At 68.4% G+C, this 18,459-nt stretch carries 14 protein-coding genes and 1 pseudogene; 9 read left to right on the top strand and 6 right to left on the bottom strand.

Annotated elements, in window-relative coordinates; all coding sequences use genetic code 11:
- The first annotated feature begins 146 nt into the window (after window positions 1-146).
- The gene (gene crcB, locus ACW175_RS15675; protein WP_492100973.1) at window positions 147-530 is read left to right on the top strand and encodes a fluoride efflux transporter CrcB; all 384 of its coding nucleotides are present in this window, start codon (window positions 147-149) and stop codon (window positions 528-530) included.
- A complete protein-coding gene (locus tag ACW175_RS15670) occupies window positions 527-1,522 on the top strand; it encodes an RluA family pseudouridine synthase (protein ID WP_492100972.1) in 996 nt (331 codons plus the stop codon). Before crcB ends, ACW175_RS15670 begins: the two co-directional genes overlap by 4 nt.
- A 3-nt stretch (window positions 1,523-1,525) precedes the next feature.
- Here the strand turns inward: ACW175_RS15670 and ACW175_RS15665 are convergent, their stop codons facing one another.
- Complete coding sequence (locus tag ACW175_RS15665) at window positions 1,526-2,806, bottom strand: DUF1501 domain-containing protein (RefSeq protein ID WP_492100971.1); 1,281 nt, start codon at window positions 2,804-2,806, stop codon at window positions 1,526-1,528.
- On the bottom strand, window positions 2,803-4,176 hold the full coding sequence (locus ACW175_RS15660; protein ID WP_492104977.1) for a DUF1800 domain-containing protein: 1,374 nt from the start codon (window positions 4,174-4,176) through the stop codon (window positions 2,803-2,805). The genes ACW175_RS15665 and ACW175_RS15660 overlap by 4 nt, the downstream gene beginning before the upstream one ends.
- 115 nt (window positions 4,177-4,291) lie before the next feature.
- On the opposite strand from ACW175_RS15660, the gene ACW175_RS15655 reads away from it, so the two are divergent.
- Together ACW175_RS15655 and ACW175_RS15650 are read left to right on the top strand one after the other, a co-directional pair.
- Window positions 4,292-5,014, top strand: a complete 723-nt coding sequence (locus ACW175_RS15655; RefSeq protein WP_492100970.1) for an ATP12 family chaperone protein — start codon at window positions 4,292-4,294, stop codon at window positions 5,012-5,014.
- 127 nt (window positions 5,015-5,141) lie between these two features.
- A complete protein-coding gene (locus tag ACW175_RS15650) occupies window positions 5,142-6,674 on the top strand; it encodes an acyl-CoA carboxylase subunit beta (protein WP_492100969.1) in 1,533 nt (510 codons plus the stop codon).
- 71 nt (window positions 6,675-6,745) lie between these two features.
- Here ACW175_RS15650 and ACW175_RS15645 read toward each other — a convergent pair.
- Window positions 6,746-6,819: pseudogene (locus ACW175_RS15645) on the bottom strand (hypothetical protein); the annotation flags it as partial.
- 515 nt (window positions 6,820-7,334) lie between these two features.
- On the opposite strand from ACW175_RS15645, the gene metG reads away from it, so the two are divergent.
- Together metG and ACW175_RS15635 are read left to right on the top strand one after the other, a co-directional pair.
- Complete coding sequence (gene metG, locus ACW175_RS15640) at window positions 7,335-9,044, top strand: methionine--tRNA ligase (protein ID WP_492100968.1); 1,710 nt, start codon at window positions 7,335-7,337, stop codon at window positions 9,042-9,044.
- Window position 9,045: 1 nt separating this feature from the next.
- Window positions 9,046-10,245: an MFS transporter gene (locus ACW175_RS15635; protein WP_492100967.1), complete on the top strand. Its 1,200-nt coding sequence runs from the start codon at window positions 9,046-9,048 to the stop codon at window positions 10,243-10,245.
- On the opposite strand, the gene cysN is transcribed toward ACW175_RS15635, so the two are convergent.
- Both cysN and cysD read right to left on the bottom strand, forming a co-directional pair.
- Window positions 10,233-12,140, bottom strand: a complete 1,908-nt coding sequence (gene cysN / locus ACW175_RS15630) for a sulfate adenylyltransferase subunit CysN (RefSeq protein WP_492100966.1) — start codon at window positions 12,138-12,140, stop codon at window positions 10,233-10,235. The two genes, ACW175_RS15635 and cysN, sit on opposite strands and share 13 nt — an antisense overlap.
- A complete protein-coding gene (gene cysD, locus ACW175_RS15625) occupies window positions 12,140-13,120 on the bottom strand; it encodes a sulfate adenylyltransferase subunit CysD (protein ID WP_492100965.1) in 981 nt (326 codons plus the stop codon). Before cysD ends, cysN begins: the two co-directional genes overlap by 1 nt.
- 227 nt (window positions 13,121-13,347) lie before the next feature.
- Between cysD and ACW175_RS15620 the strand changes: the two genes are divergently transcribed.
- From ACW175_RS15620 to ACW175_RS15610, 3 genes are all read left to right on the top strand, one after another.
- Complete coding sequence (locus ACW175_RS15620; protein ID WP_492100964.1) at window positions 13,348-13,554, top strand: hypothetical protein; 207 nt, start codon at window positions 13,348-13,350, stop codon at window positions 13,552-13,554.
- Between the two features lie 173 nt (window positions 13,555-13,727).
- Window positions 13,728-16,406 carry a polar localization protein TipN gene (locus ACW175_RS15615; protein WP_492100963.1) on the top strand — a complete coding sequence of 893 codons (2,679 nt, stop codon included), beginning with the start codon at window positions 13,728-13,730 and terminating at the stop codon, window positions 16,404-16,406.
- An 8-nt stretch (window positions 16,407-16,414) separates the two neighbouring features.
- Window positions 16,415-16,975, top strand: a complete 561-nt coding sequence (locus ACW175_RS15610) for a sugar transferase (RefSeq protein WP_492100962.1) — start codon at window positions 16,415-16,417, stop codon at window positions 16,973-16,975.
- 1 nt (window position 16,976) lies between these two features.
- Here ACW175_RS15610 and ACW175_RS15605 read toward each other — a convergent pair whose 3' ends face one another.
- Complete coding sequence (locus ACW175_RS15605; RefSeq protein WP_492100961.1) at window positions 16,977-18,425, bottom strand: mannitol dehydrogenase family protein; 1,449 nt, start codon at window positions 18,423-18,425, stop codon at window positions 16,977-16,979.
- Window positions 18,426-18,459 lie beyond the last annotated feature (34 nt).

Genomic DNA, 18,459 nt, shown 5'->3' with positions numbered 1-18,459 from the left:
TCTGCCCCAACATTGCGGGAAGCGCGCTTAACCGGGGGTTCGGAAAGAGGGTTTCCAACGGCGTTTACCGTGAAAGAAACCGGGGAAAATCAAGGGAACTTCGTTGGATGCTTGGCGTTTTGGCCCGCTCGGCGCATAAGGCGTTCATGAACAAGCTGCTTCTGGTGGCCGCTGGCGGAGCCGTCGGCTCGGTCGCGCGCTATCTGGTCGGCGTCGGCGCCATGCGGGTCATGGGACCCGGTTGGCCGTATGGCACCTTCACCGTCAACATCGTCGGCGGGTTCCTGATGGGCTGCCTGGCCTCCTGGCTGGCGTTTCGCGGCAACACCCCCGGCGAGTCCTGGCGCCTGCTGCTGGGCGTGGGGGTGATGGGCGGCTTCACGACGTTCTCTTCGTTCTCGCTGGAGACCGCGCTGATGATCCAGAAGCGCGACTATGTCCCAGCTTTCTCCTATGCCGCCGCCAGCGTGCTTTTGTCCGTGGCGGCCCTGTTCGCGGGTCTTCTGATCGCCCGCAAGGTTTTCGCATGAGCACCAAGGAAGTCCGCACGCTGTACGTCGACTCCGGCGAGGACGGGGTCCGCCTCGATCGCTGGTTCAAGCGCCGTTGGCCGCATCTGAACCATATCCAGCTGAACAAGCTGTTCCGCTCGGGCCAGGTTCGGGTCGACGGCTCGCGCGCCAAGGCCGACACCAAGCTGGCCGCCGGCAGCCAGATCCGCGTGCCGCCGCTGCCCGACGCACCCGATCCGAGCGAAAAGGCCAAGCTGTCGCCGCGCGACATCGCCTATGCGCGGTCACTGGTGCTGTACGAGGACGAGGAAGTGCTGGCGCTGAACAAGCCGGCCGGCCTAGCCGTCCAGGGCGGCACCAAGACCACGCACCACGTCGACAAGCTGCTCAGCGCCTGGGGCGAGGGCGTCAATCGGCCCAAGCTGGTCCACCGCCTGGACCGGGACACCTCCGGGGTGCTGCTGCTGGGCAAGACGCCGTCGGCCGCCGCGCGCCTGTCGGGGGCCTTCGCCAAGCGCAAGGCGCAGAAGACCTATTGGGCCATCGTCGCGGGCAATCCGCACCCGACCGAGGGCGTGATGGAACTGCACCTGGCCAAGCGCGGGGTCGGCGACCGCGAACTGGTCGTCCCGGCTCAGCCCAAGGACCCGGACGCCCAGCCGGCCGAGACCGAATTTGTCACCATCAGCCGCGCCGGTCCGCGCGTCACCTGGATGGCGCTGCGTCCGCACACCGGCCGCACCCACCAGCTGCGCGCGCACATGAAGGCCATGGGTCACCCGATCCTGGGCGACCCCAAGTACGGCGACGACAAGTCCGCGCCGTTGTCTGAAGGGCTGAAGCTGCAGCTGCACGCCCGCTCGATCCTGCTGCCGCACCCGTCGGCCGGCATGCTGCACATCGAGGCGCCCCTGAGCGCCGAGATGAAGGAAGGCTTCCGCAAGTTCGGCTTCTCGGAAGACGAGGCCGACGCCGAGCCCTTCGCGCGGCGCCAGACCAAGCGGCGGTAGGGGCTAGACCAGTCCCATCACCGGCTTGGCCGCGGCGCTGTCAGGAAACACCTTGCTCTCAAGGATCGCGCGGTCGACGCCGATGTGCTCGGCCAGCACGCCCTTGAACAGGCCGCGCATGTCGACGGTCGGGGCGGTGTCGCGGTTCTCGAACAGGGCGTTGTCGGCCAGGCCCGGCCAGTCGCCGACGATGCCGCCGCCCTTCTTGAGCGCGCCGCCAAGGACGAGGCCCGTCGAGGCCGTGCCGTGGTCGGTGCCGCCTGTGCCGTTCACGCGGGCGGTGCGGCCGAACTCGGTCACCGCGATGACAACCGTGTTTTTCCACTCCGCGCCCAGGCCGTCGTGCAGGCCGTCCAGCACCGCGTCCATGTAGGACAGGCGCGTGGCGATCTGGCCTAGCTGGCCGGCGTGGGTGTCGAACCCGTCCAGCGAGATGGCGGCGATCTGCGGGCCGCCCGCCTGGATCATGAAGCCGCCGAGGGTTGAGCCCAGCTTGCGCGCCGCTTCGCTGCCGGCGCGGTTCTGGCGGTCGTTGGCGGCGTTTCGCGACATCGGGGCAGGCATGCCGGGCATGGGGGGGGTGGCGGCCGCCGCCACGTTCATGGCCGGGGTCGGCGCCATGGCGGTCATGGCCTGCTGGGCCATGGTCTCGGTCTCCAGCCCGCGCGCGAAGGCCGGGCCCAGCATCGGGTCGTCTTTGTAGAGATCCTGCAGCAGGGTCGGCAGGCGGGCGGTCTCATCGACACCCTTGCCCGGCGACCAACTGGCCGCCTGGACCTTGCCGCGCAGGATCAGCGGAGCGGTGGTCCCGACCGACAACCCTTCGACCTTGCGGACGGGGGCGAGGGCTTCCAGCGTGCGATTGAGCCAGCCGGTCTCGGTCCCGTAGACATGGGCCGCGCCGGTCTCCAGCACGTCCTGCGCCTCGAAGTGAGAGCGGGCGCGGTCGGGGCTGGCGATCGCCGGGACGATGCGGGCTTCGCCCTTCAGCGCCAGGGCGTGGACGGTCGTCAGTTCCGGATGCAGGCCGAAGGTGTCGTCCAGCTTCAGCACCTGGTCGGGCTTCATGGCGATCGAACCGCGAAGGTTGGCGTAGTTCGCGTCGCCGACCGGCGGCGAGACGGACAGGCCGTCCATGCCGCCGCGGCAGATGACGACGACCAGCTTCTTCTTGGAGAGATCACCCTCGGACGCGGCAAACGCCTGGGTCCCGAGGAAGTTGACGCTGATGCCCAGGCTGGCGCCAAGGCTCAGCAGGGAGCGGCGGTTCAGTTGAGCGGTCATCGGCGTTGGAACTCCGGGCTCATCACGAGAAGGGCGAAGGCTTCCTTGCGGGTCTCGGCCCGCGACACGGCCTTGGCGACGGGGGGCGTCAGGCGGTCGCCCAAGGCCTGAACGGCCAGGGCGTTGGGATCGGTGCGGTCGGCGACCACGGCGGCGAAGCCCTGGGCCCACTGCATCCGCTTGACCAGGCCATCGGGGGAAGCCCAGGTCTGGGCGTCCTCGGGCCAGCCCTTGGGGGAGGGGGCCGAGAAGGGCTTCTGGCCCAGGCCCGTGAGGATCGGCGCCAGGCGTTCGATCGCCGAGGGCTCGGCCCCGATCAGCCGCCAGGTCGACAGGGTGTACTCGTAGGGCGTCTTGAACTTGGCGGGCGTGGGATCCCAGGACTCGGGGCTTTCGACCAGGGCCTTGGCCACCTGAGCCAGGTCGCCGCCGGTGGCCATCCAGCGCTTCTCCAGACGCGTGGTGAGGGCGGGGGGGGGCGTGTCGGAGACGAAGTGGCGGGCGATCTTGCCGCAGACGTGGCGGGCTGTGCGCTTGTCGGCGGCCAGGTCCTTGAGGACGGCCATGCCTTGCTTGATGTCGGCTTGCGCGTAGTGGCGTCCCATGATCGTGCGCGCGCCGGGTTCATGGGCGGGGTCGCGGAACACGAACTGGCCCTGGCGGTCCTCGTTGTCGCGACCAACCGAGAAACCGGTCAGGGCGCGGGCGAATTCGGTCACGTCGCCTTGCGTGTAGCCGGCGTCGACGCCGACCGTGTGCAGCTCCATGATCTCGCGCGCCAGGTTCTCGTTCAGCCCGACCTTGCCGCCGCCACGACGCCGCATGGCGATTGGGCTGTTGGGGCCGATGGACTGGGCCTGGTCCAGATAGGTCAGCATGGCCGGATGGGTCGACGAGGCGACCAGCAGGTTCTCGAAGCTGTTGAACACGTAGGGTCGGATCGCCTCGCGCTCGAACGGACCAATCAGCACCGAGGTGATCTGCTTGGTCGACGAGACCGTGAAATGGTTGGCCCAGAACAGCGCCCAGCGCTCGCGGAAGCCCGCGGGGGTGTTGGCGCCGAGACGGGCGCGGGCCAGGAAGTCGGCGCCGACTTTATCGCGCAGGGCGCGGTCGGCGGCCTGCGCGGCCTGGGGCGCGGGCTTGTCGCCTTCGCCGTCCTTCCTCTCGCGTTCGATCTTCCGCTGCTGCTGGTAGTCGCGCATCTGCTCGAAGCGCTGGGCCGAGGTCTCGCCGCCATCCTGCGGGATGTCGGCGCCCTCGCGGCGGATCTGGCCGATGAGGAAGCCTTGGGGATCGGCCTTGGCGGCGTCGATCTCGCCGGGGCGGGCGCCGAGGCCGAAACGGGTGACGGCGATGGCGGCCATCATGTCCTTGGACGGTAAGCTCAAGCGGGGTGCTCCCTTGCGCTGTCACGCGATCTTGCTCATTCAACGCGGGTCATTGGCCGTTCCGTCGCGGGCGGCCCGAAAAAGAGTTCTCGCCGTGTCCGACAAGTCCGAGCTGCTGCTGAAACCCAAGCGCTTCTACAAGACCGCCGCCGCCGCGCCGGTGGAGGGCGGCTTCGCGATCCAGCTGGACGGCCGCACGCCCAAGTCGCCGGCCAGGAAGCCGCTGGTCGCGCCGAACAAAGCCCTGGCCGACACGATCGCCGCCGAGTGGGAGGCCCAGGTCGAATATATCGACAACAGCCTGATGCCGGCCACGCGCCTGGCCTTCACGGCCATCGATCGCATCTCCGAGACCCGCGCCGAGGTCGCCAAGGAGATCACGGCCTACGCCGGGTCCGACCACCTGTGCTACCGCGCCGAGCACCCGACGCCGCTGGTCGAGCGCCAGGACCGCGAGTGGGGCGCGATCCTCGACTGGGCCAAGGCCGAGTTCGGCCTGGTCTTCATCTCCGTCGGCGGGATCATTCACCAGCCGCAGCCGCCGGCCACCCTGGCGGCGGTCGAGGCGCTGGCCCTGACCCTGGACGATTTCAGCCTCGCCGGCGTCGCGTTCGCCGCGGGCCTGTTCGGTTCGACCGTGCTGGCCCTGGCCGTGCGCGCCGGCCGGCTGACCGGTCGCAAGGCCCTGGACCTGTCGCGCCTCGAGGAGATGTTCCAGGCCGAACAGTGGGGAGAGGACGCCGAGGCCACCGCCCGCGCCGCCTTCCTGGCGGTCGAGGCCGACATGATCGACCGCTGGTTCGCCGCGCTGCGCTAAGGGCATGACCTTTCCGTCTGCTGCGCTGCCGCAAGGTCCGCCTTGCCTGCGACCCCTGGCCTCGCTAGGGCTGGCTTCCTAAGGTGGACGAACCACCAGCATGAAGATCCGGGCAGGGAGTACGCGCGTGCAGCACATTCTCGAGGAACTCGACCGCCGTCGCGAGCAGGCCAAGGCGGGTGGCGGCGAGGCGCGTGTCGCCGCCCAGCACGCCAAGGGCAAGCTGACCGCCCGCGAGCGTATCGACCTGCTGCTGGACGAGGGCTCCTTCGAGGAGTTCGACATGTTCGTCGAACACCGCAGCCACGACTTCGGCATGCAGGACCAGAAAATCCCCGGCGACGGCGTCGTCACCGGCTGGGGCACGATCAACGGCAAGGTCGTCTATCTGTTCTCCAAGGACTTCACGGTGTTCGGCGGCAGCCTGTCGAACGCCCACGCCCAGAAGATCATCAAGGTCCAGCGCCAGGCCATGAAGGTCGGCGCGCCGATCATCGGCCTGTTCGACGCGGGCGGGGCGCGCATCCAGGAAGGCGTCGACAGCTTGGCCGGCTATGCCGACATCTTCCTCGAAAACACCCTGGCCAGCGGCGTCATCCCGCAGATCAGCGTGATCATGGGCCCCTGCGCCGGCGGCGACGTCTATTCGCCCGCGATCACCGACTTCATCTTCATGGTCAAGGACACGAGCTACATGTTCGTGACGGGGCCCGACGTGGTCAGGACCGTCACCAACGAGGTGGTCACCGCCGAGGAACTGGGCGGGGCCCGTGTTCACGCCGCCAAGTCGGGTGTCGCCGAGGGCGCGTTCGAAAACGACCTGGAAGCCCTGACCCAGGTGCGCCGCCTGGTCGACTTCCTGCCCTCGTCCAACCGCGAGGCCGCGCCCGAGCGCCAGAGCTTCGACGAGGCTTATCGCGAGGAAAAGAGCCTCGACACCCTGGTTCCGGCCGACGCCACCAAGCCCTACGACATGAAGGAACTGATCCTGAAGATCGTCGACGAAGCCGACTTCTTCGAGATCTCCAGCGAGTGGGCCAAGAACATCGTCGTCGGCTTCGCCCGCATGGACGGCGAGACCGTCGGCGTCGTCGCCAACCAGCCGCAGGTGCTGGCCGGGGTGCTGGACATCGACTCCAGCCGCAAGGCCGCGCGGTTCGTGCGCTTCTGCGACGCCTTCAACATCCCGATCATCACCCTCGTGGACGTCCCGGGCTTCATGCCGGGGACCAAGCAGGAGTACGGCGGCCTGATCAAGCACGGCGCCAAGCTGCTGTTCGCCTATGCCGAGGCCACGGTGCCCAAGATCACGGTCATTACCCGCAAGGCCTATGGCGGCGCCTATGACGTGATGAGCTCCAAGCACCTGCGCGGCGACCTCAACTACGCCTGGCCGACCGCCGAGATCGCGGTGATGGGCGCCAAGGGGGCGGTGGAGATCATCTTCCGCCAGGAGGCCAAGGATCCCGAAGCCCTGGCCGCCCGCGAGGCCGAGTACAAGGACCGCTTCGCCAACCCGTTCGTGGCGGCTTCCCGCGGCTATATCGACGACGTGATCATGCCGCACGGCACCCGCCGCCGGATCGTGCGGGGCTTGAAGAGCCTGAAGGGGAAGTCGTTGTCCAACCCGTGGAAAAAGCACGACAATATTCCGCTGTAGTGGCCTGCGGGACGGGGATTGGACGAGCGTTCGCGCCTCTCCGTCCCCTGCTCAAAAACCTGCCGTACAGTCTACCCACCTCGTCGCGAGGAAAGGGCGCATGGCCAGCGACCGTTGCGGCGACGGGGGGCGATCGAGCGGGCGCGCTCGTCGGCGCGGGGAAAGCTCCGCAACTGCACCATCCCCGAGGTAGTCGACCCTGGAACACAGAAACGACGGTGGATGCGGGCCGAGGAGAGCGACAGGGGAGTCGAAAGGCTCCTGACCGGGACCAGGCTTCGCGGCCTGGCCCGCCCGTCGGAGGCTTCAACGGCGTTGGGGTGCAAATAGCATCGCGGCGTCACGCTTCCGGATAACGACCGCGCGGAGCGTTGGGCTTCGTCGAAACGGTATTTCTTCACTTAACTCCGGGCGTCGCCCGGCGCTCCGCGTCCCTTTCCATGACTTCAGCGGCGGAGCCGCGTGAAGCGGCGAAGCTGTGCGCCCTTCGAGGCCCGCTGCTCGGACGCTTCAGGATGAGGACGCTGGTGCCGACTTCCTCATCCTCAGGTGCGCGCCGTAGGTCAACCTCGAAGGACGCACGGCTTTCCCTTCCGGCCCGACCCTTCTATATGCGGAGCCTTCTAAGCTTCCCGTGACTCCCCGAAAGGCCGCGCCCGCATGGCTCGCATCCTGATTACGTCTGCCCTGCCGTACATCAACGGCATCAAGCACCTGGGGAATCTGGCGGGGTCGATGCTGCCGGCGGACGTCTATGCGCGGTTCAAGCGCGCCCAGGGGCACGAGACGCTCTACATCTGCGCCACCGACGAGCACGGCACGCCGGCCGAACTGGCGGCCACCGCCGCCGGCCAGGACGTGGCGACCTATTGCGCCGAGCAGCACATCCTGCAGCATGATGTCGGCCGCGCCTTCGGCCTGTCGTGGGACCATTTCGGCCGCTCGTCCTCGCCGCAGAACCATCGCCTGACCCAGCACTTCTGCCAGGCGCTGGAAGACCACGGCCTGATCGAGGAACGCGTCGACCAGATGGTCTATTCGGTCGACGACAAGCGCTTCCTGCCGGATCGCTATGTCGAAGGCACATGCCCTCACTGCGGCTTCGAGAAAGCGCGCGGCGACCAGTGCGACAACTGCGGCAACCTGCTGGACCCCACCGACCTGATCGAGCCGTACTCGGTGATCTCGGGCTCGCGGAACATCGAGGTGCGCGACACCCGCCACCTCTATCTGCTGCAGACCAAGATGGCCGACAAGATCCGCGCCTGGGTCGATAGCCACGCCGACTGGCCGCCGCTGGCCCGCTCGATCGCCTACAAGCACCTGGACGAGGGGCTGATCGACCGCGGCATCACCCGCGATCTCGCCTGGGGCATTCCGGTGGCCAAGGACGGCGTTCCGCGCCCGGGCTTCGAGGACAAGGTCTTCTACGTCTGGTTCGACGCGCCGATCGAATATATCGCCGCGACCCAGGAGTGGGCCGAGGGCTCTCCCGACCGCGACTGGAAGCGCTGGTGGCGCACCGACGCGGGCGCCAAAGACGTCAGCTACGTCCAGTTCATGGGCAAGGACAACGTGGCGTTCCACACGGTCAGCTTCCCGGCCACCATCCTCGGCTCGGAAGAGCCGTGGAAGAGCGTCGACATGCTCAAGGCCTTCAACTGGCTGAACTGGTACGGCGGCAAGTTCTCGACCTCGAACAAGCGCGGCGTGTTCATGGACGCGGCGCTGGAGATCCTGCCGCCGGATCTGTGGCGCTGGTACCTGACGGCCAATTCGCCCGAGAGCAGCGACACCGCCTTCACCTGGGAGCAGTTCGCCAGCGCCGTGAACCGCGATCTGGCCGACGTGCTAGGCAACTTCGTCAACCGCATCCTGAAGTTCAACGAGAGCAAGTTCGAAGGCGTTGTGCCGGCGGGCGGCGAGCCGGGGCCGCTGGAAGAAAAGCTGTTCGCCGACGTCTCTGCGCGTCTGGCGGACCTGTCCGAACAGATGGACGCCATCGAGATCCGCAAGAGCGCCCAGGCGCTGCGGGCGCTGTGGGTGGTCGGCAACGAGTACCTGCAGGAGGCCGCGCCGTGGACCGCGATCAAGACCGATCGCGACCGCGCCGCCGTCATCGTCCGCACGGCCCTGAACCTGGTGGCGTTGTACGCCAAGCTCTCCGCGCCGTTCATCCCGTTCGCGGCCGAGACGATCGGCCAGGCCTTCGACCTGGACTTCCCGGCGGAATGGCCGTCGAACGACGCCAGGGTCGAGCTCGACAAGCTGCTGGTCGGCGAGCCGGTGACCGTGCCGGACGTGCTGTTCAAGAAGATCGAGGACGAGCAGATCGCCGAATGGACGGCTCGCTTCGGCGGCGCCGAGTAAGGTGCGGACGGGGGCGGACAGGTCGGAGGACAAGGGTCCTCCGACACTCGTTCGCCTCTGCCTGTTCTACGCCGCGATCTATCTGAGTTCAGGCGTCAGCCTGCCCTATATCGGCACCTATCTGCGCTCGCGCGGCCTGAGCGGCGGCGAGATCGGCCTAGTCTTGGCCGTGCCGCTGCTGCTCAAGCCGTTCACCGGGGCCTCGCTGGCGGTCTGGGCTGACGGCTTCACGCTGCGGCGCACGCCCATGGTGCTGCTGCTGGTCGGGGCGGGGCTGGGCTATGGGGGGCTGCTGGCCGCCCCGAACCTGTGGTGGTTCATCCTGGCCTGGTTCATCGGCCAGACCCTGCTGTCGACCGTCTCGCCGCTGATCGACATCATCACCCTGCGCCGGGCGCGGACCGAGAGCTTCAACTACGGGATCCCGCGCGGCACGGGTTCCAGCGCCTTCATCGCCGCCAACTTGGCGATGGGCGCGATCCTGACCTTCGCCGCGCCCAAGATCATCGCCCTCTGGATCGTCGCGGCGTGTTTCATCGCGGCCCTGGCCGCCGCGCTCCTGGTCCCGCCCGAACGCGTCCACGCCGAGGGCGCCAAGCCCCACCGGTCCGAACGCTGGAAGGGTCTCTCCGAGCTGATGCGCAACCGCACCTTCCTGCTGGCGGTGGTCACGGCCGGCCTGATCCAGGGCGCGCACGCCTTCTACTACGGCTTCTCCGCCATTCTCTGGCGGAAGCAGGGGATCTCCGAGCCGATGATCGGCGTGCTGTGGGGCGTGGGCGTCGCGGCCGAGGTCGGCTTCATGTGGTTCCTGGAGCCGCTGCGCCGCCGCTGGGGGCCAGAGCGGTTCCTGATCCTAGGCGCTAGCGCGGCCGTTCTGCGCTGGACGCTCTATGCGTTCGAGCCGCCTCTGTGGGCGCTGTTCCCGCTGCAGATGTTGCACGCCATGACCTTCGCGGCCTCGTTCCTGGCCTCGCTGCGCCTGATCGAGAAGCTGGCCCCGCCGGCGGCGGCGTCGCCGGCCCAGGCGATCAACTCGGCGCTGTCGTCGGGTTTTACCCTGGGCATCGCGACCTTGGCGTCGGGGCCTCTGTTCGACGCTCTGGGCGCGAAGGGGTACCTGGCCACGGCTGTCATGGCCGCCTTGGGGCTGATCGGCGCGATCAAGCTCTCGCGCCGATCAAGACATCAGATCGTGTAGTCGATTTCCTGGCCTTCCAGCCAGGCGACGATCCGTTCGGCCGCTTCGACGGGATCGATCGCGGTGGTGTCGATGCGTAGCTCCGGGGTCTCCGGCGCTTCATACGGGCTGTCGACGCCGGTGAAGTTCTTCAGCTGGCCCGAGCGGGCCTTTTTGTAGAGGCCCTTCACGTCGCGGGCCTCGGCCACGGCCAGGGGCGTGTCGACGAAGACCTCGATGAACTCCCCAGGCTCCAGGATGTCGCGCGCCAGCTGACGTTCGGCCCGGAACGGCGAGATGAAGGCGGTCAGCACGATCAGGCCGGCGTCGACCATCAGCTTGGCGACCTCGGCCACCCGGCGGATGTTCTCGACCCGGTCCTCCTCGGTGAAGCCGAGGTCCTTGTTCAGGCCGTGGCGGACATTGTCGCCGTCCAGCAGATAGGTGTGGCGGCCCAGGGCGTGCAGGCGCCTCTCGACGAGGTTGGCGATGGTGGACTTGCCCGCGCCCGACAGGCCCGTCAGCCAGACGACCTGGCCGCGCTGGCTTTTCAGCGCCGACCGCGAGGCCTTGCTGACGTCGGTGTGCTGCCAGTGGATGTTGTCGGCTCGGCGCAGGGCGAAGTTGATCATCCCCGCGCCGACGGAGCGGTTGCTCAGGCGATCGACCAGGATGAAGCCGCCCATCTGGCGGTTGTCGGCATAGGCCTCGAACGGGATGGCCTGGTCGAGTGACAGGTTCACGAGCCCGATCTCGTTCAGCTCCAGGCGCTTGGCGGCTGTGTGTTCCAGGGTGTTGACGTTCACCCGGTGCTTGATGTCGGTGACGCTGGCGCCGACCGTGCGGGCGCCGATCTTCAGCAGATAGGTGCGGCCAGGAGGCAGCGGCTCGTCGTCCATCCAGACGAGGGTGGCCTCGAACTGGTTGGCGACCGGGGCGGGGGCCTCGGCCGTGGTGATGACGTCACCGCGCGAGATGTCGATCTCGTCTTTCAGGGTCAGGGTCACCGACTGTCCGGCGACGGCTTGGTCAAGATCGCCGGGCAGGGTGACGATACGGGCCACACGGCTCTCACGACCCGAGGGCAGGGCGCGGATGCGGTCGCCCGGCTTGATGGTCCCGGACGCGATCAGGCCCGAGAAGCCCCGGAAGTCGAGGTTCGGGCGATTGACCCACTGCACCGGCATGCGGAAGGGCTTGGACCGCAGGTCGTCCTCGACCTCCACGCCTTCCAGCCAGTCCATCAGGATCGGACCCTTGAACCAGGGCGTATGCTCGCTGCTTGAGGCGATGTTGTCGCCGCCCAGGCCGGAGATCGGGATCGGCGTGAACACGGTCAGGCCGATCTGTTCGGCGAAGGCGCGGTAGTCGGCGACGATCCGGTCAAACACCGCCGGATCCCAGCCGACCAGGTCCATCTTGTTCACCGCCAGCACCACGTGGCGGATGCCCAGCAGGGAGACGAGGTAGCTGTGGCGACGCGTCTGGGTCAGCACGCCCTTGCGCGCGTCGATCAGGATCACGGCCGCGTCGGCGGTTGAGGCGCCGGTAACCATGTTGCGGGTGTATTGCTCGTGGCCGGGCGTGTCGGCGACGATGAACTTGCGCTTCTCGGTCGAGAAGAAGCGGTAAGCGACGTCGATGGTGATGCCTTGCTCGCGCTCGGCGGCCAGGCCGTCGACCAGCAGGGCGAAGTCGATCGCGCCCCCCTGGGTGCCGACCTTCTTGCTGTCGGCTTCGAGGGCCGCCAACTGGTCCTCGAAGATCATCTTGCTGTCGTATAGCAGGCGGCCGATCAGGGTGGACTTGCCGTCGTCGACGCTGCCGCAGGTGATGAAACGCAGCAGTGACTTGTGCTGATGCTGATGCAGATAGGCGTCGATGTCCTCGGCGATCAGGGCGGACTGGTGCGCCATCAGAAGTAGCCCTCCTGCTTCTTCTTCTCCATCGAGGCGGACTGGTCGTGGTCGATGACCCGGCCTTGCCGTTCCGACGTGGTGGTCAGCAGCATTTCCTGGATGACCTGGGGCAGGGTGGACGCGGTGCTCTCAACGGCGCCGGTCAGCGGGTAGCAACCCAAGGTGCGGAAGCGGACGCTCTTCATCCGCGGGACTTCGCCCGGATGCAGGCGGAAGCGGTCGTCGTCGACCATGATCAGCGCGCCGTCGCGCTCGACCACCGGCCGTTCGGCCGCGAAGTACAGCGGCACGATCGGAATATTCTCCAGGTGGATGTACTGCCAGACGTCCAGCTCCGTCCAATTGGAGATCGGAAAGACGCGCAGGCTTTCGCCCGGGTGTTTGCGGGTATTGTAGAGGTTCCACAGTTCGGGGCGCTGGTTCTTCGGATCCCAGCGGTGCTCGGCGGTGCGGAACGAGAAGACCCGCTCCTTGGCCCGGCTCTTCTCTTCATCGCGGCGGGCGCCGCCGAAGGCCGCGTCGAAGCCATACTTGGACAGGGCCTGTTTCAGGCCCTCGGTCTTCCAGAGATCGGTGTGCAGGGCGCTGCCGTGGTCGAACGGATTGACGCCGCGCGCCTCGGCGTCGGGGTTCTTGTGGACGATCAGGTCGAAGCCTAGCTCGGACGCCACCTTGTCGCGCAGGGTGTACATGTCCCTGAACTTCCAGGTCGTGTCGACGTGCAGCAGCGGGAAGGGCGGCTTGCCGGGGTAGAAGGCCTTGGCGGCCAGGTGCAGCATCACCGCGCTATCCTTGCCGATGGAATACAGCATGACCGGGCGTTCGCACTCGGCCGCCACCTCGCGCAGGATGTGGATGCTCTCGGCCTCCAGCCGCTGGAGGTGGGTGAGCCTGGCCGGCGAGATCGCGTTCTTCGTGAGAGCTGGCGTCATCGGTTCCGGCGGGTGCGCGGCGAGTGCGAATTGGGTAAGGGCCAAGGCGAAGGTCCGCAAAGGAAAAATGTCCGGCCGAATCCCGTCGAAGGGCCGCCGGTACAGGCTGGGACCTAGGCCCGGTCACGGCGGCGGACAACCGTCGGAATTCTGGGGGCGCTGTCAGCGGACGTGGCGCCACGGTCGGTAAGCTTCGGCTTTCATGACCAAAAGTTCACTCGTCCTCTTTCGAAAACGCTCGCATAACGCCGCTATCGGTCCAGGGGCGGGCTATGGGCTTTCTGACGGAAATGCTGGCTGTGGCGGTCGTCTGGCTGTCGTCGTTCGCGCTTTGCCAACTCGGCGTGAGCGTGGAGAACCGTGTCTGCCCGCACGCCAAGAGCGCCCCGGCCAAGTCGGTCGCCCGCTCGCCGCGGGGCGCGCCGGTCGCGGTTAACGCGCCCGACAAGATGGCTGATGCGACCACGCGTGACGCCTGAACCGGCGCTTAAGGCGTCAAGACCCTTGCAAACTCAAGCAAAGTCGCTTTTCGCCAAGGCTTTTCGCCGTTAGGTTCATGTGGTGCGCGAAGGAGGGGTCCAGCGCGCGAAAGTTGTCTCCTGCGCCCCTCGCCGACGCCCCCTTTGCCGACGTCCTGGGACCCTGGCTGTGTATGAAGCCTAAGAAGCGCCAACCGCTCGATTTTTCCGCCACGCCGACGGGTGTCCCTCCCGAGGAAGCCAAGACCACGCCTGAGCTCCCTCCGGAGCTGTCCGGGGCGACGTCTTTTTCCGACTCCGAGGCGGCCATTCCCAGCGCCGAGCCCCTGACTCTGCAAGAGACGCTGAACGACGATCTGGCTGTTCCGCCGCCGATGACCGTGCGCTCGCGCCGTCGCCGCGAGCCTGATCCCGAGCCGGTCGAGAGCTTCTCCGAGCCCGAGCTGAAACTGGCGACCTCGCTGGCCGCCACCGCCCAGCCGCCGGCCCCGGTCGTCGAGCCCGAACGCGCGGCGCCGGCCAAGGCCGAGAACCGCGAGCCGACGCTTGATCTGCGCGGACCCGAAGCGACCGTGCCGTTGCGCGGCGAAGACGTTCCGCGCCGCATGTCGGGCGTATTGTTCTGGACCCTGGCCACAGCCATCGCGTTCCTTTGGGCCCTCGCCCCGATCGCCTTCGCGCTCGGCTACGCCCGCGGCGTGCCAGCCTTCAAGATCGAGGGTTTCGCCCTGACGGTGTTCGCCGGCCTGGCGATCGGTCCGGCCCTGCTGACCCTGCTGGGCGCCTATCTGCTGCGCCAGGCGACGGGGATCGCCGACGAACTGCGTCGGACCCGCACACTGACCGATCGCATCGTCACACCGGCCGCCCTGGCCGCCGTCGGCGCGTCCAGCGCGGTCGACGCCCTGCGCCAAGGGGTCGATGACGCCGCCAACGCCGCCCAGCGGGCGCGCGAACACATCGTCTCGCTGCGCCAGGCCCTTGCCGAGGAGACCGGGCGTCTGGCCGAGGCCGCCGCCGACTCCGCCAAGATGGCCAAGCAACTGGCTCAGGGTCTGGGCCACGAGCGTACGGCCATGGAGACCCTGTCGCAGTCCCTGGACGCCCGCTCCACGGCGGTGGTCGACGCGATCGGCAGCCAGGCCCGCATGGTGGCCGAGGCCTCCGATCTGGCCGAGACCCAGCTGCGCGAGGCCGAAGCCGCCCTGGCGGCCCGCGCCGCCGACCTAGCCGCCGCCGCCGCCGAAGCCTCCGACGCCGCCCGCGTCGGGGCCGAGGACCTGTCGCGCCAGATCGCTCGGCTGGAAACCGCCGGCCACGGCGTTGGCGACCAGGTCTCGTCAGTGGAGAAGAGTCTGGCCGCCCAGCGCGCCGCGCTCGTCGAGATCAGCCAGGCCCTGCGCTCGGACCAGGAGGACTTCGCCTCCGAGGCCGAGACCCGCACCGCCCAACTCACCGAGTTCGTCGCCTATACCCGTGTCGGCGCCACCGAACTGTCGGACGCCGCCGCCATGGGCGCGGAGATCCTGCGCGGCCTGATCAGCGCGGCCGCCGACCAGTTCCGCGAATTGGCCGAGGGCGCCGCCAGTCAGCGCGAGATCCTGGCCGACAACGCCAAGAAGACGCTCGAGACCATCGGCGACGTCGCCGAGAACCAGCGCACCCTGCTGGAGGATGAGCTGAAGGCGGCGATGGAAGCCATGGCCGAGTCGGCGTTGAAGGCGGCCGAGGGCGTGGAGGCCCGCGTCGAGGCCGCCCGCAGCCGTGTCGACCAGCTGAACGAGATCGCCTTCGCCGCCGGCCAGAAGGCCGATGCGGTGTTCGAATCCCGCATGGAGGAGGCGCGCGACATCATCGAGCACTCGGCCCAGATGGTCGAGCAGGCCGGGGCGCGCACCTCGCAGAAGCTGGCGGATTCGGTGCAGGCGGCTCGCGGCACGCTGGACGAGCTGGAGACGATGCTGGCCGAGATTAGCAAGCGCACTGCCGACCTGCCAGCCGAGGCTCTGCAGAAGGCCGCCGAGGTCCGCGTGTCCATCGAGCAGGGCGTTGAGCAACTGATGAACGCCGTCCGCCGCACCGCCGAGGAGACGGCCGCGATCGACCAGGCGTTCCAGGAGCGCGTCCGCCGCAACTACGAGATGCTGAGCGAGGCGGCTGGCGCTGTGACCGCGTCCAGCGCCTCGACCATCGCCGCCCGCGCCGCCCCGACCCAGGCCCCGGTCAGCCGTGCGCGCGTCGCGCCGCCTCCGCCTCCGCCTGCCCAGCCCGAGCCGCTGCCGATGGCCGTGTTCGACGACGAGGACGAGCCGCCGACCGACCGTCGTCGCCTGCGTCTGACGCCGACGGCGACCGACCAGGAGTTCCGCTCGGTGTTCGAGCAGGCCTCGGCTCGCAAGCAAACGCCGCCGCAATCGGGGGCCGAACCGGACGGCGAGGGCGGTTGGAGCTGGCGCAATCTGCTGGCCGGTATCGAGAACAGCTCTCCGGGCGACGCCGCCCTGGGCGAGAAGCTGTCCGCCGAGATCACGGCCATGGGCATCGACCCGCACGCCCTGCTGCCGCGAGGCCGGATCGACGAGATCGCCGCGGCCCTGCAGACGCGTGACGACGGCGGGGCCCGCGAGGTGGTCAAGCGACTGGCGCCCGCCGCCATCCGTCGCCTGGTCCGTCGCCTGTTCTCCGACTCGACGCTGAAGGCCAATACCGAGCGCTTCCTGAAGCGCTACGCCGGCATGATCGACGAGGCGGCCGGCCAGGATCGCGAAGGCTTCCTGCTGGCGGCGCTGCTGTCGTCGGACGCGGGCCGGGCCTACCTGCTGCTTGACGCGGCCAGCGGCGATCTCGGCTGAGCCTTAAGGTGAAGCGCGCCTTTGATTTCACGGCGGCGGCGCTAGGCCTGATCGTCCTGGCCCTGCCGCTCGCCGTGTTGTGGCTGCTGGTGCGCCTGACCTCGCCTGGGCCAGGGCTCTACTGGTCGCGGCGCGTGGGCCGAAGCTCCGTGCTTTTCGCCATGCCCAAGTTCCGGACCATGCGGATCGACACGCCCGAGGTCGCCACGCATCTGCTGGAGAACCCGGACCGCTGGTTGACGCCGCTGGGGCCGCTGATGCGCAAGCTCAGCATCGACGAGTTGCCGCAGCTGTGGAGCGTGCTGGTGGGGCAGATGAGCCTGGTCGGGCCGCGTCCGGCGCTGTTCAATCAGGACGACCTGATCGCCGCTCGCCAGGCCGCCGGCGTCGATGTCCTGCGGCCCGGCGTCACCGGCTGGGCTCAGATCAACGGCCGCGACGAGCTGGCCATTCCGGACAAGGTGGCCCTGGACGCCGAGTACCTGGCCCGGCGCTCGTTCCTGTTCGACCTGCAGATCATGGTCAGCACCGTCGTGCCGGTGCTGACCGCCAAGGGCGTGACCCGATAGTTCAGGCGAGGTCGGCGTAGGCCTTCTCGATCGCCGCCACGAAGGTCGGGTTCGAGGTCAGGGCCGCCGGGAACACGGCGTCCAAGGCCAGGAAGGCCGCCACGTCGGTGCGCGCATCGCCAGTGACGCCCACGCCGATCTCGGTCAGCTTGTCGTGCAGCGGATCGGTGATCGCCTCGCCGGTCTTGGCGCGCAGGGCGATGAAGCGCATCCACGCCGCCAGCGGGATCGCCAGGCGCTCGATCGAACGGCCGGCCTCCAGGGTTTCCGTCAGCGTGCCGAGAATACGGAAAGGCAGCTTCTGGGTGCCGTCCCAGGCGATTTGCGCCAGGTAGTGGCGGATCTCGGGGTTGCGGAAGCGGGCCAGGATGGCCTCGGCGTAGTCGGCCAGTTCCAGGCCGCGCGGCGCCGTCAGGGTCGGGATGATGTCCTTGGCCATCAGGTCGCGGGCCAGGGCCGCCAGCACCGGATCGCTGACCGCCTCGAACACCGTTTCGTGGCCGCGCAGGATGCCGGCATAGGCCAGGGTCGAGTGGACACCGTTCAGCAGGCGCAGCTTGGCGCGCTCGAAGCCGCGCACGTCGTCGGTCAGGATGACGCCGACGCTGGCCAGGTCCGGCGCATCCGTAGGCAGGACATCCTCGACCACCCACTGGGTGAAGGCCTCGCGCTGGATCGGCCAGGCGTCTTCCAGGCCCGTGGCGGTCTGGACCCGCGCCCGCAGGGCGTCGTCGGTGGCCGGGGTGATGCTGTCGACCATGGTCCGCGGGAAGCTGCCCTCGGCCTCGATCCAGGTGGCCAGATCGGCGTCGATCTTGGCGGCGAAGGCGACCACGGCCGCCTTCAGGCGCCAGCCGTTGTCGGCCAGGTTGTCGCAGGCCACGACGGCGTAGGGCGGCAGGCCGGTGGCGAAGCGGCGGCGCAGGCCCTCGACAATGTAGCCGACGGCGCTCTTGGGTTCGCGCGGATGGGCCAGGTCGTGGACGATGTCCGGGTGCTTCTCATCCAGCCCGCCCTCGGCCGACAGGGTGTAGCCCTTCTCGGTCACGGTCAGGGTGACCATGCGGGTGGTCGGGGCGGCCAGGCGGGCGAAGACCGAGGGCGGATCTTCCGGCGCGACCAGCACCTCGACGATCGAGCCGACGATGCGGAAGGTGGTCTCGGCGTCCAGTTGGGCCAGGGTGTAAAGCCCATCCTGCGGCTGCAGGGCGTCGCGGACGCCAGGGCTCTTCAGCGAGACGGCGCAGATCCCCCAGCGCGGATCGGTCGCCAGAAGCTGGTCGAAATAGAAGGCCTGGTGAGCGCGGTGGAAGGCGCCGGGGCCGAAGTGGACGATCCCGACCTGCACCTTGTCGCGGTCATAGGTCGGCAGCGCCGTGCCCGGGATCGCGCCCGGATAGCTGGTCGCGCTCAGACGAAGGGCAGGGGAGGTCTTGGGAGAAGCCGTCAAGGGAGCACGCCTGGAGTTTCGGAACGGAAGGGTC

The organism is Caulobacter sp. FV1ye6ST (assembly GCF_058681225.1).
This window is presented reverse-complemented; position numbering and strand designations above follow the sequence as displayed.

Excerpts from the sequence above, each read along its gene's own strand:
- crcB (WP_492100973.1), top strand. The coding sequence starts at position 147 with ATGAACAAGCTGCTTCTGGTGGCCGCTGGCGGAGCCGTCGGCTCGGTC.
- ACW175_RS15670 (WP_492100972.1), top strand. The coding sequence starts at position 527 with ATGAGCACCAAGGAAGTCCGCACGCTGTACGTCGACTCCGGCGAGGAC.
- ACW175_RS15665 (WP_492100971.1), bottom strand. The coding sequence starts at position 2,806 with ATGACCGCTCAACTGAACCGCCGCTCCCTGCTGAGCCTTGGCGCCAGC.
- ACW175_RS15660 (WP_492104977.1), bottom strand. The coding sequence starts at position 4,176 with ATGATGGCCGCCATCGCCGTCACCCGTTTCGGCCTCGGCGCCCGCCCC.
- metG (WP_492100968.1), top strand. The coding sequence starts at position 7,335 with ATGGCTCGCATCCTGATTACGTCTGCCCTGCCGTACATCAACGGCATC.
- cysN (WP_492100966.1), bottom strand. The coding sequence starts at position 12,140 with ATGGCGCACCAGTCCGCCCTGATCGCCGAGGACATCGACGCCTATCTG.
- ACW175_RS15620 (WP_492100964.1), top strand. The coding sequence starts at position 13,348 with ATGGGCTTTCTGACGGAAATGCTGGCTGTGGCGGTCGTCTGGCTGTCG.
- ACW175_RS15615 (WP_492100963.1), top strand. The coding sequence starts at position 13,728 with ATGAAGCCTAAGAAGCGCCAACCGCTCGATTTTTCCGCCACGCCGACG.